Source organism: Herbidospora mongoliensis (genome assembly GCF_001570545.1).
Lineage (GTDB): Bacteria > Actinomycetota > Actinomycetes > Streptosporangiales > Streptosporangiaceae > Herbidospora > Herbidospora mongoliensis.
The window spans coordinates 448,760-460,490 of record NZ_BBXD01000011.1 but is presented as its reverse complement, the minus strand read 5'-3'; the positions used below and the strand labels follow the sequence as shown (position 1 = coordinate 460,490).

The window sequence follows — 11,731 nt, the reverse complement described above, 5'->3', positions numbered from 1 at the left end:
ACGCTCTCCCTGCTTGTCGGAGGGCTGTGAAAGTGTGGGGTCGTGCGCCAGATACATCCCGAGCCGGCCGACGATCCCGACCTCTCGTCGGTCTACGCCTACCCTCAGGCCGAGTGGCTGCGCCTCAACATGGTGGCCAGCGCCGACGGCGGAGCCTGGCTGAAGGGCCTGTCCAGGGGGCTGTCCTCACCAGGTGATCGGCGGGTCTTCATGACTCTGCGCGGTCTCGCCGACGTCGTGGTGGCGGGCGGCGCGACCGTTCGGATCGAGGGCTACGGCCCCTCGAAGCCCCGTGACGCCTGGCGGCCCCTGCGCGAGGGGCGCTCCGCCGCCCCGCCGGTGGCCGTGATCACCCGCAAGCTCGACCTCGACCTCGGCGGCGCCCTGTTCACCGAGTGCGCCCCCGAGTCCCGCACGATCGTGATCACCACCGAGTCGGCCCCGGCCGACCGCAGGGCCGAGGCGGCCCGCTGGGCCGACGTGATCGTGGCCGGGGAGCAGCGCGTCGACCTGGCCGAAGCGGTCGCCCGGCTCCGCGCCGAGGGCCTCGGGCGCATCCTGTGCGAGGGCGGCCCGCGCCTCAACGCCCAGCTCGCGGCGGCCGCCCTGGTCGACGAGCTGTGCCTGACCGTCTCCCCCCTGATGATCGGCGGCGACGCCGCCCGGGTGCTCAACGGCACCGCCTCCCACACCTCGTTCACGCTGGCCGGGGTGCTGGAGGAGGAGGGCTCGCTGTTCTGCCGCTACATCCGTGAAGCCACTCAGGAGGGGCCATGACCCAGCCCGCACCCGATTCGCCCGTGCCCGGCCTGCCGGTGCGGCCGCCCGTCTCGCCGATGCTGGCCAAGGCGGTCAAGAAGATGCCGGAGCAGAACGGCTCCCTGTTCTACGAACCCAAATGGGACGGCTTCCGCTGCGTCGTCTTCCGCGACGGCGACGAGGTGTTCCTGGGCAGTCGCAACGAACGCCCGTTCACCCGCTACTTCCCCGAGGTCATCGAGGCGATCAAGCGCGAGCTGCCGGAGCGGTGCGTGCTCGACGGCGAGATCGTGGTGATGCGCGGGCCGGTGCTCGACTTCGAGGCCCTCCAGCAGCGCATCCACCCCGCCGCCTCGCGGGTGAAGCTGCTGTCCGAGGCGACGCCCGCGTCGTTCATCGCGTTCGATCTGCTCGCTCTCGACGACGAGAACCTGATGGACCGGCCGTTCTCGGAGCGGCGCCGGTTGCTCGTCGAGGCGACGGCCAAGGCCGGCGACTCGGTGCGGTTGACGCCGATCACCACGAACCAGGAGCAGGCGGTCGAGTGGTTCGAGATGTTCGAGGGGGCCGGGCTCGACGGGATCATCGTCAAGCCGGGCGGGATCGCCTATGAACAGGACAAACGCGTCATGTTCAAGGTGAAGCACGAACGGACCTGCGACGTCGTGGTGGCCGGATACCGCGAGCACAAGTCGGGGCCGATCGTGGGGTCGCTCCTGCTCGGGCTCTACGGCGACGACGGGAAGCTGCACCACGTCGGGGTGTCGGCGTCGTTCCCGATGAAGCGGCGCGAGGAGCTGGTGGCCGAACTGGAGCCCTACAAGGTGACCGATCCGGCCGAGCATCCGTGGGGCGAGTGGGCGGCCTGGGCCGGAGCCGGGGTCGGCGGCGGTCCCGAGGGGCAGCGGCTGCCCGGCGCGATCTCCCGGTGGAACGCCAAGAAGGACCTGTCGTTCATCCCGCTGCGGCCCGAGCTGGTGATCGAGGTGGCCTACGACCACATGGAGGGCGTGCGGTTCCGGCACACGGCCCAGTTCCGCCGCTGGCGCACCGACCGCACCCCCGAGTCGTGCACGTTTGAGCAGCTCGAAGTGCCGGTGGCCTACAACCTCGACGACATCCTGGCCAGGTAGAGATGCCGGAACTGATCGCCGCGTTATCCGACGTCGTCCCCCTCGACTCCATCTACGGCCTCACCGGTGTGAGCGCCGATGGCGGCGATCCCGGCGTCTGGGAAGGCAACTGCCACAAGGTGGCGGGCCAGATCATGCGTTTCCGGTTCTGGGCCTGAAGCCGCCGGAGGTCTGTCGTCGCGAGGTGGGGCGGGAGCGGGTGGCCGGCGCCGGATACGGCGCGGTGCGGGAGCGGCGGGCGGGGCCAGGGTGGGCGGAGCCGTAACGGAAAGTACATGGAAACGGCCCCCGCCTTCTGGACGGGGGCCGTTCCTGCTGGACGTCCTAGCTGAGGAGCTCGGCGTTCAGGGTGATCGTGGTGCCGGTGAGGGCCTTGCTGACCGGGCAGTTGGCCTTGGCGGTCTCCGCGGCGGTCTGGAACTCTTCGGCGGTGAGGCCGTCGACCTGGGCCTTGACCGACAGGACGATGCCGGTGATGCCCTCGCCGGGCTGGAAGGTCACGTCGGCCTTGGTCTCGACCGACTGCGGCGGGGTGCCCGCCTGGGCGAGGCCGTGCGACAGCGCCATCGAGAAGCAGGACGAGTGGGCAGCCGCGATGAGCTCCTCGGGGCTGGTCTTGCCGTTGGCCGCCTCGGCGCGCGACGGCCAGGAGACGTCGAACGTGCCGACGCCGGACGTGTCCAGCGACACGGTGCCGGAGCCGTCGAGGAGCGCGCCCTTCCACTGGGTCGTCGCGGTACGAGTGGTCGCCATAGCGATATCCCTTCGATAACGGTGATGCCACCGACGAACATAACGCCTCAGGCTCGCGCGGCTGCCAGGTGGGCACGGTGTTCGCGGCGCACCAGATCCTCGACCTGGGCCCGTAGCGTGAGGAATTCGGCGGTTCGTTTCACCTCGAGGCCGGTGCCCGACAGCTCGACCCGCAGGTCACGGGCCACCCGGCCGGGGTCGCTGGCCAGCACCAGCACCCGCCGCCCGAGGAACACGGCCTCCTCGACGTCGTGGGTGACCATGACGACCGTGGTGCCGAGGTCCTGCCAGACCTGGCGGATGAACAGCTGCATGTCCTCTTTCGTCTGGACGTCGAGCGCGCCGAACGGCTCGTCGAGCAGCAGGACCTTGGGGGAGCGGGCGAGCGCCCTGGCGATCGAGACCCGCTGCTGCTGGCCGCCGGACAGGCTCCCGGGAAGCTTGCCCGCGTGCTCGGTCAGCCCGACCTCCTCCAGCAACCACTCGACGCGCTCTTTACGGGCCTGGCGGGAGAAGCCACGCGTCTCCAGGCCGAACGCGACGTTCTGGGCGACCGTCCGCCAGGGGTAGAGCGAGGGCGACTGGAAGGCCATCCCCCGGTCGGGCCCCGGGCCGATGATCTCCTGGCCGTCGAGGGTGATCCGGCCCTCGGTGGCCCGGATGAGCCCCGCGACCAGCGACAGCAGGGTCGACTTCCCCGACCCGCTGGCCCCGACGACGGTGACGAACTCGCCCGCCGGGATGTCCAGATCGATCTCCTCCAGGACCGGACTGCCGGCCTGGTAGGCCATCGACACGTTTTCGAAGCGCAGGCTCACACCGACCACCTGCCGACGCGCGCCCTCAGGATTCTGAGGGTGATGTCGATGGTCAGGCCGATGAGGCCGATCACGATGAGGATGGCGAAGATCCGGTCGGTCTGGAGGAACCGCTGGGCCCGGGTGATCCGGTAGCCGAGGCCGGAGGTCGCCGCGATCAACTCGGCCACGACGACGAGGTTCCAGGCCACGGCGGCGTTGACCCGCAGGGCGTCCAGGATGCCGGGAAGGGAGTAGGGGAAAACGACCCGCGCGGCGACGCGCGCCCGCCCGGCCCCGAGCGTGGCCGAGACGTCGAGCAGCCGACGCGGGACCTGCCTGACCACGTCGGCGGTCATGAGCGTGTTGAAGAACACCACCCCGATCACCAGCAGCGCGATCTTCGACGTCTCCCCGATGCCCAGCCAGATGATCAGCAACGGGATGAACGCCGAGGCCGGCAGGTAGCGCAGGATCCCGATGATCGGCTCGAACAGCGGCTGCGCCCAGCCGACGGTCCCCATGAGGAACCCCAGCGGGACGGAGATCAGGATCGCCAGCCCGAGCCCCGCGCCGATCCTGCCCAAGCTGGACAGCAGATCGCTTTGGAGATCGCCGTTGGCGACCATCTCCGTGAACGCCGCCCACACCTCGGGCGGCGCGGGCAGGAACCGGTCGACGACCAGCCCGGAGACGCTGAGCAGCCACCATCCGGCGAAGGGCCCGGCGATCGAGGCGATCCGCAGGATCCAGGCGGTCCGGCGCGACACCTCGGTCTTCAGGAGCTTCACCCGTGGGGCCGGCGAACCGGCCTTCTCCACGGGCGGCGACTCCACGCTCACCACGACTCACCTCCGGCAGGTGGTGCCGGGCTCACGACATCTTCGATGTCATGAAATTTCGGGTTACGTGATGGGTGGCCGCCTAGGTGCGTCGCCGCGCCGGCCATCAGTCACCTCGGTGAGGCGCTGAAGACGGGCCGTCCCCGGCCGCTCCGACCTGCCAGGTCCCGTCGGCGACCGCCACGACCACCTGCCGTCCCGAGTTGGCCACCGGGCCGGTGGGAAGAGCCTCCGCGAACTCGTGGACGACGGCCGGAACGTCGGTCAGTACGGTGATCCGACTCCGGTCCTCGCCCGCGAGCATGGATGCGGTGGCGCGGGTACGTTCGGCCGGCTCGCCCGAGGTGGTGGCGGCGCCCCGGCTACGGGTGGTGCCGCGGTTGCGATCGGTCGATTCGGCTGAGGCGTTCCCACCGGTGGGAGTGGTGCCGCAGACCCGGCCCACTGCTTCGGCCGGGGGCGTTCCGTCAGGAGAGTCCATGCCCTGGGTGCGCCTGGAGTTGGCGGTGCGGCTGGGGGTTCCCGACGAGGTCACGCGGACGCGGTGGTGGTTGGCGAGGGTCATGGCTGGACGGCCTCCACGAACTTGGACACGAAGAGGCCGTCCAGTGGTGGGGCGGCGTCCACGAGTTTGGTTGAGACGAGGAACTTGGATATCAGTTCGGCCTGCTTGCCGAGTTCACCGTTGAAGGCGGCCCGGTTCTGGTCGAGGGTGAAGATCGAGGTGCCCTTGTCGTAGGTCTCGTATTCCTCAGCCGTGACGCCGCCGCGCTTGGCCATGATCTCCACGGCCGCCGCCCGGTTCGCGCCGATCCACTCGATCGTGTCGAACCACGTGTCGACCAGGCCCTGGACCGCCTTCTCGTTCTTCGACACCAGGTCCCGGGTCACCACCAGGTGGTCGGGGATCGCACCGGGGAAGTCGGCCGAGGTCGCGATGGCCGTGCTGCCCTCCCGTTCCAGCGCCGTCGAGGTGAAGGGGGCGAACGCGCCGACCGCGTCCACCTGCCCCGCCACGAAGGCCGCCGCCGCGGCGTCGGTCAGCATCGGGGTGAACTTCACGTCGGCCTCGGTCAGGCCGGCCTTCTCCAGGGCCAGGAGCAGCAGGTAGTGGTCGACGGTCCCCTGCTCGGCCGCGACCGTCTTACCGCGGAGGTCGGCCGTGGTCTTGATGTCCGGTCCGGCGATGATCTGGTCGTTGCCGGTCGAGTTGTCGTTGACCAGGACGATGCTCTGCTGCGCCCCGCCCGCCACCGAGGCCAGCGTGTCGTTCAGGGTCTGGCTGTTGGCGTCGATGGTCCCGGTCGCGAGGGCGTTCAGGGAGTCGGTGTAGCTGTCGAAGTACTTCAGCTCCACCTTCACCCCGTTCTTCTCGAACAGGCCCTGCTCCTCGGCGACCTGCCACGGGAACCAGCCCGGCCAGGCGCTGAAGCCGAGAGTGATCGGCGCGGCTTCGGATGGTGCCGCGGGTTCGGCCGGGGTGCTTCCGCAGGCCGTACCGGCGAACAGGACGGCGGCCACGAGCAAGCGACGGAACATCACGCCGCTCCCTTCTTCTTGGGGAGGTGACCCGCGCGGACCAGGCACCCGAGGGTGTCGCAGATCACGCGGGTGGCGATGAGGGAGGTGATGTCGGCGTTGTCGTAGGGCGGCGAACACTCGACCACCTCGATGCCGGCCAGCGGCCGGGCGCCGGCGATGAGCTGGATGAACTTCAGCACCTCGCGCGGCAGGAACCCGCCCGGCTCGGGCCAGCCGGTGCCGGGCACGAACGCGGCGTCCAGGCAGTCGACGTCGAAGGAGAGCCACACGGCCTCGGCGCCGTCCCAGGCGACCTCGAGGGCCCGCTCGGCGGCGGCCTCGATGCCCATCTCGACGCAGTCGGTGACGGTCATGATGGTGGTGCCGCGCTCGCGGCCGACCTTCACTCCCGGTCTCGGGGCCTGCCAGCCGCCGATGCCGATCTGTACGAGATTCTTCGGCGGCACATTCGGCAGATCCGTGGCGTGGAACCAGGGGGTGGTGTGCATCCGCTCGTCGAGGTCGGTCTCCTGGGTGTCGACGTGGCGGTCGAAGTGGATGATCCCGACGTTCCCCGAATGGTGTTCGGCCACCGCCCGGACGGTCGGGTAGCCGATCGAGTGGTCCCCGCCCAGCACGACCGGGAACGCCCCCGACTCGTAGACGTGCGAGACGCCCTTGGAGATCTGGTCGAAGGTCTTCTCGATGTTGCCCGGGATGGTGAAGATGTCGCCCAGGTCGCAGATCGTGATGGATTCCCGCAGGTCGACACCGAGCTCGAAGCTGTAGGGGCCGTAGAGGGCGCTGATCTTGCGGATGCCCTGCGGGCCGAACCTCGTGCCCGACCGGTACGTGGTCCCGCCGTCGAACGGCGCCCCGATCACCGCCACGTCGTAGTCGCCGCAGAGGCGGACGTCCTCGACGTACGGGGCCTTGAGGAAGGTGTTGATCCCGGCGAAGTGCGGCAGCTCACCGCGCGAGAAGGTGGGGATCGACCGGTCGACGATCGAGTCGGCGCCCTGCAGACCGAGCTCCAGACCCCGGGCGATCTCGCGTTCGTGCATCGTGGTGGGCAGCGCGGCCTCGCGCTCCACGGCCGAGCGGGCCTCGGGTCCGTAGTTGTTGTGGAGGTGTCCCACGGGCACTCCTTTTCGGGAAAAGCCTCAGGTCGAGAGGCAGCCGTCATGACTGTCTCCCGGGCTTTTCTCCCGCCGTGGAACGGCCTGACGGCCGCCTGCACCTCTCGGACCAGCCTCGCGGACGAGCGGAACCCTAGGTGCGCCTCACGCCTTCGTGAGTCGTCTTCATGACACTGCCGACCCGTTTCCTCCGTGTTTCCGGGGCGTAGCACCTGGGTGACTCAAAAACCGGTGACTCACGTGCGGGCCAGGATCGCGTCGATGTCGGGACCCGGTCCGAGCGCGCCGTACGCCCGCCCGGAGCCGCCCAGCCGCGAGGCGCAGAACGCGTCGGCCACCGCCGCCGGGGCGAACCTGATCAGCAGGGACGCCTGGAGGACCAGCGCCATCTCCTCCGCCAGCCGCCGCGCGTCGGCCTCGGTGGCGTGGGTGAGCGTCTTGCGCACCCGGCTGACGGCTTCCGAGACACGCGGGTCGGTGGCGAGCTCGACCTCGGCGAAGAACGCCTCCGCCGCCTCCGGGTCGCGGGTGAGCGCCCGCATCAGGTCGAGCGCGGCGACGTTCCCGGAACCCTCCCAGATCCCGTTCAACGGCGACTCGCGGAACAGCCGCGGCATGCCGGACTCTTCGACGTAGCCGTTGCCGCCGAGGCATTCGAGCGCCTCGGCGGCGTGCCCGGCGGCGCGCTTGCAGACCCAGTACTTCCCGGCCGCCAGCGCCACCCGCCGGAACAGCCCCTCCTGCGTCTGCCCCGTGAGCGCCCGGTCGGTGGCCCCCGCCAGCCGCATCATCAGGACCGTGGCCGCCTCTGACTCGAGCGCGAGGTCGGCCAGCACGTTCCGCATGAGCGGCTGATCGATCAGCGTCCGACCGAAGGCGGTGCGGTGCCGTGCGTGGTGGACGGCCTGCATCAACCCCGCCCGCATCCCCGCCGCCGACCCGATCACGCAGTCGAGCCGGGTCATGTTGACCATCTCGATGATCGTCCGGACCCCGCGCCCCTCCTCGCCGACCAGGAAGGCGACCGCGTCGTCGTACTCGACCTCGGCCGACGCGTTCGACCGGTTGCCGAGCTTGTCCTTGAGCCGCATGATCCTGATGGCGTTGCGGGTCCCGTCCGGGAGCACCCGGGGCAGCAGGAAGCACGAGAGCCCGCCCGGCGCCTGCGCGAGCACCAGGAACACGTCACACATCGGCGCCGAGTTGAACCACTTGTGGCCGTTCAGGGCATAGGTTCCGTCGCCGAGCGGCTCGGCGGTCGTCGCATTGGCCCGGACGTCGCTCCCGCCCTGCTTCTCGGTCATGGCCATCCCCGCGAGCACCCCGCGCTTGTCGGCCAGGGGCCGCAGTCCGGGGTCATATGTACGGGATGCGAGCGCCGCCTCCCACTCACCCGCGAGCGCCGGGGCATGACGCAGCGCGGCCACCGCGGCGTAGGTCATCGAGATCGGGCACCCGTGCCCCGCCTCGACCTGCGACCACACGTAGAACTTGGCCGCCCTCGCGACGTGGGCGCCAGGCCGGGCCATCCCCCAGGGCGCGGCGTGCAGCCCGTTCTCGACAGCCACGGTCATCAGCTCGTGCCAGGCGGGGTGGAACTCCACCTCGTCGATCCGGTGGCCGTAGCGATCATGCGTCCGGAGCACCGGCTCGTTCTCGTTGGCCAGCCGCCCCCACTCCTGCGCCCTGGCGGTGCCGGCCAGCAAGCCGAGCTGCCGCAACTCACCCTCGGCCCAGTCGGCCCCCTCCCGGGCCAGCGCCGCCGCCAGCGCCGGGTCGGCCGCCACGTCGTGACCGGACAGAGCCGGCACCTGATTCATGACTTCATGGCTCATGTCATCCATCTGACCATCTCCGGCGAATAATGCGATGCTCGGGCCGACGAGTGGGAGGACGCACGTGGACGACCACCTGTTCCACCGCCGGATCGTGAGCGGCGACGAACTCGCGCTGGGGGAGCTGTACGACCATTTCTCCGCCCTCCTCTACGGTCTGGCGCTGCGCGTGACCCGAGATCGGGCGGCGGCCGAGGACATCACCCAGGAGGTCTTCGCGACCTTCTGGGAACGCCCGCTCGGCTTCGACCCCGGCCGGGGCAGCCTGCGGACCTGGCTGGCCACCATCGCCCACCGCCGCGCGGTCGACCACGTGCGCTCGGAGGAACGCCGACGGGTCGGCGCCCTTGGACCCCGCCTTTTCGAACGCCCCGCCGACCTGGAGGAAGGCGTGGTCGCGGCCGACGAGATCGTCCGCGTGCGCGAGGCGGTGCGAGGCTTACCCGACGGGCTCAGACAGGTGATCGAACTCGCCTACTACGGCGGCCGGACCTATCGCGAGGTGGCGGTCGAGATAGGCGTACCGGAGGGAACGGCCAAATCCCGCCTCCGCCTGGCCCTGCGACGGCTGGCGGAAACGCTGAACGAGGGGGCGCTGTGAGCCTCGACCGCCTGTACCTGGATCTCCTCGACGAGGCCCCCATCGCCCCGCCCTCCGGCGGCCGCGCCCACCTCCTCACGACCGCCGCCGGTCGCCGGCGCCCCGCCGCTTCGTGCGTCTCCTGGGCCCGCCCCTACGCGGGCCGGATCGCCGCCCTGGACGCCGTCTTCGCCTCGGCGACGGCCTGGGACGTGCCCATCGTCGAAGGCTGGAACCTCCAGGAACTCCTCACCCACCTGATGGCCAAAGACGGCCTGCTCGCGGCGGCCGTCGGGGCCCCCGTCCACGGCCCGCCGATCGCCGAGGACGAGGCGATGGCCCGAACGCGTGACCTGCAGCACCACGAACGCTCCCGCTCCCTGCTGGAGACCCGCCAGTCGTGGCGCGACCAGGCCGACACCCTGTGCCACGCCCTGTCCACGGCCGACCCCACGCGGATGATCTCCCCCGGCGGCCTGCCCCTCCCCATCGGCGACCAGATCCTCGGCCGCGCCCTGGAGACGTGGATCCACACCCACGACACGGCCGTGTCCGAGGGCCTCACCCTGCCGCACCCGGTGCCGGACGAACTCCACGCGATGGCCGACCTCTGCGCCCGCCTCCTCCCTCTGACGGCGATGCTGAGCGGCCTGCATCTCGGCGACCGGGCGATCAGGCTCACCCTGACCGGCGACGGGGGCGGAGACTGGCACATCCCGTTGACCCTGGGCCACCCCGGTTCCGTGTACGAGGGCCAGGAGGTCGCCCTGTCCATTCGGGCTGACGCGGTCGAGTTCTGCTTCGTGCTCGGCGGGCGGGGTGCCGACCGCACGTGGGAAGCGGAGGGCGACCTGGCGCTGGCGGCGGATTTGCGCGCGGCGGCACCCGCGTTGTCGGGCCCATGAATCTCGCCTTACAGGTCCAGCCCCAGCGTCCCCGCCGCCTGCAGCACCAGGTCACGGGCGTAGACGTCGTCGCTCTCCGACAGCACGCGCTGCACCCCCTGCACCGCCCGGTCGTCGCCCCGGATCGCCAGCCCCCGCGTCGCCTCCGCCGCCGTCGTCAGGTCCGCGTCGGTCAGGCGGTCCACGAGCGCCGACCGTAGGTCGCTGTTGTCCTCGTCCAGGGCCGCCAGCCCGAACGTCGCGTAGTCCCGCACGTCAGGCGACGCGTCCCGGGACAGCGAGATCAACGCCGCCAGCCCGTCCACGTCCCCGCCGGGCAGCACCGCCGACAGGGCGACGGGGTCGCGCACGGTGTGCACCCGCCCGGGACGTTCGATCAGCGCCAGCACGTCGGGCAGCACCCGGGGATCCCCCTGCTGGCCCAGCGCCCGCAGGATCGAGTCGATCACGCGTGGATCGTCCTCGCGTTCGGCCAGGTCGCGCAGCACGGGCAGGGTCCGGTCGAGGTAGGGGCGGGTTCCGGCGGTGAAGCCGAACTGGGACAGGACGTCCACGCCGAAGTCGCGCTCCATCGGGTCGGCGCGCTCCATGAGGGCCACGGCGGAGGAGAAGGTCGCGTCGTCGGCCCGGCGCTGGATGGCGTGGACCGCGGCCCACCAGGTCTCGCCGTCTTCGTCCACGTCCCGGTAGGGGACCGCCCGGCGCATCAGCTCCTCCACCGGGGGCCGCTCCCCGAGCGCGTCCTCCAGGAGGGTCGCGATGGCCGCGTGGCCGCGCTGGGAGACCTCGTCGCCGTCGGGGGAGGGTGACGACGCCAGAGTGGTTCCGTCAGCCGCCAGGGACACCACGACGCCGGGGCCGTCGGACAGTTCGGCCAGGTCTTCGGCGGCGAGGGTGCGGGCGACGTCCAGGGCCTCGGGCAGGGGGGTGGCGCCGTGTTCGAGCAGCGTCCAGACCACTCCGTAGGCCCCGAACCTGGCGGCGGCGACCAGGGGAGAGCACAGGTCGGGGTCGGCGCCGAAGTCGAGGAGGAGGTCGGCCGTGGCCAGGTGGCCGAGGGTCGCCGCCCACATCAGGGGGGTCCAGCCCTCGCATTCGGCCAGGTCGGGGTTGGCGCCGGCTTCGAGCAGGGCCCGGAGCGCCTCCTCGTGGTCCCACGACGCCGCCGCGCAGAGCGGCAGGCCCTCGTCCTCGCCGTGCGAGGCCTGGTTCGGGTCGGCCCCGTGCTCCAGGAGCAGGGAGACCATCGGCGCGTTGCCCCGCTGTGCCGCCCGGTAGAGCGGGAGGGTGCCCCGGCCGTGGTTGAGGTCGGGTTCGCGCCGCAGCGCGGCGCGGGCGCGGGCCAGGTCGTCGTGCGCCACGGCGAGCATCAGCTCACTGATCGTCACCCCTCCAGGGTACCTTTATGGTGATATGTCCGGAATTCGGGTTGCCGGGAGGGGGATGTCCCCCGGTCGAATCGGTGGC

13 protein-coding genes and 1 riboswitch are annotated in these 11,731 nt (G+C 70.9%); of the genes, 5 read left to right on the top strand and 8 right to left on the bottom strand.

The features are described 5' to 3' along the window. Positions 1 to 42 precede the first annotated feature (42 nt). The 3 genes from AW272_RS13635 to AW272_RS42025 are packed head-to-tail and all read left to right on the top strand — an operon-like array spanning position 43 to position 2,050. Positions 43 to 777: a pyrimidine reductase family protein gene (locus AW272_RS13635; protein ID WP_066364283.1), complete on the top strand. Its 735-nt coding sequence runs from the start codon at positions 43 to 45 to the stop codon at positions 775 to 777. Next, positions 774 to 1,892, top strand: coding sequence for an ATP-dependent DNA ligase (locus AW272_RS13630; protein ID WP_066364281.1), 1,119 nt, complete (start codon positions 774 to 776; stop codon positions 1,890 to 1,892). Before AW272_RS13635 ends, AW272_RS13630 begins: the two co-directional genes overlap by 4 nt. Positions 1,893 to 1,894: 2 nt before the next feature. After that, entirely contained in the window at positions 1,895 to 2,050 is a 156-nt protein-coding gene (locus tag AW272_RS42025; protein WP_157518532.1) for a hypothetical protein, read from the top strand. 166 nt (positions 2,051 to 2,216) lie between these two features. On the opposite strand, the gene AW272_RS13625 is transcribed toward AW272_RS42025, so the two are convergent. The 7 genes from AW272_RS13625 to AW272_RS13595 all read right to left on the bottom strand — a co-directional run bounded on the left by AW272_RS13625 (position 2,217) and on the right by AW272_RS13595 (position 8,779). After that, positions 2,217 to 2,645 carry an OsmC family peroxiredoxin gene (locus AW272_RS13625; RefSeq protein WP_066364279.1) on the bottom strand — a complete coding sequence of 143 codons (429 nt, stop codon included), beginning with the start codon at positions 2,643 to 2,645 and terminating at the stop codon, positions 2,217 to 2,219. Positions 2,646 to 2,692: 47 nt separating this feature from the next. Next, complete coding sequence (locus tag AW272_RS13620) at positions 2,693 to 3,463, bottom strand: ABC transporter ATP-binding protein (protein ID WP_066364277.1); 771 nt, start codon at positions 3,461 to 3,463, stop codon at positions 2,693 to 2,695. Then, positions 3,460 to 4,284 carry an ABC transporter permease gene (locus tag AW272_RS13615; RefSeq protein WP_218010882.1) on the bottom strand — a complete coding sequence of 275 codons (825 nt, stop codon included), beginning with the start codon at positions 4,282 to 4,284 and terminating at the stop codon, positions 3,460 to 3,462. The genes AW272_RS13620 and AW272_RS13615 overlap by 4 nt, the downstream gene beginning before the upstream one ends. 106 nt (positions 4,285 to 4,390) lie before the next feature. Continuing rightward, positions 4,391 to 4,849 (bottom strand): hypothetical protein, encoded by a 459-nt coding sequence (locus tag AW272_RS13610; RefSeq protein ID WP_066364273.1) that lies wholly within the window; start codon positions 4,847 to 4,849, stop codon positions 4,391 to 4,393. Further along, entirely contained in the window at positions 4,846 to 5,823 is a 978-nt protein-coding gene (locus tag AW272_RS13605) for an ABC transporter substrate-binding protein (RefSeq protein WP_066364271.1), read from the bottom strand. Before AW272_RS13605 ends, AW272_RS13610 begins: the two co-directional genes overlap by 4 nt. Next, entirely contained in the window at positions 5,823 to 6,944 is a 1,122-nt protein-coding gene (locus AW272_RS13600) for an agmatinase family protein (protein WP_066364270.1), read from the bottom strand. Before AW272_RS13600 ends, AW272_RS13605 begins: the two co-directional genes overlap by 1 nt. 51 nt (positions 6,945 to 6,995) lie before the next feature. After that, positions 6,996 to 7,092: riboswitch (guanidine-I (ykkC/yxkD leader) on the bottom strand. An 88-nt stretch (positions 7,093 to 7,180) separates the two neighbouring features. After that, entirely contained in the window at positions 7,181 to 8,779 is a 1,599-nt protein-coding gene (locus AW272_RS13595; protein WP_083958321.1) for an isovaleryl-CoA dehydrogenase, read from the bottom strand. Positions 8,780 to 8,843: 64 nt separating this feature from the next. Here AW272_RS13595 and AW272_RS13590 point away from each other — a divergent pair, with 64 nt between their 5' ends. Beyond that, entirely contained in the window at positions 8,844 to 9,380 is a 537-nt protein-coding gene (locus AW272_RS13590; RefSeq protein ID WP_218010881.1) for a sigma-70 family RNA polymerase sigma factor, read from the top strand. Beyond that, positions 9,377 to 10,264, top strand: a complete 888-nt coding sequence (locus tag AW272_RS13585; RefSeq protein WP_066364267.1) for a maleylpyruvate isomerase N-terminal domain-containing protein — start codon at positions 9,377 to 9,379, stop codon at positions 10,262 to 10,264. Before AW272_RS13590 ends, AW272_RS13585 begins: the two co-directional genes overlap by 4 nt. A gap of 8 nt (positions 10,265 to 10,272) precedes the next feature. Here the strand turns inward: AW272_RS13585 and AW272_RS13580 are convergent, their stop codons facing one another. Continuing rightward, positions 10,273 to 11,652 carry an ankyrin repeat domain-containing protein gene (locus tag AW272_RS13580; RefSeq protein WP_157518530.1) on the bottom strand — a complete coding sequence of 460 codons (1,380 nt, stop codon included), beginning with the start codon at positions 11,650 to 11,652 and terminating at the stop codon, positions 10,273 to 10,275. Positions 11,653 to 11,731 lie beyond the last annotated feature (79 nt).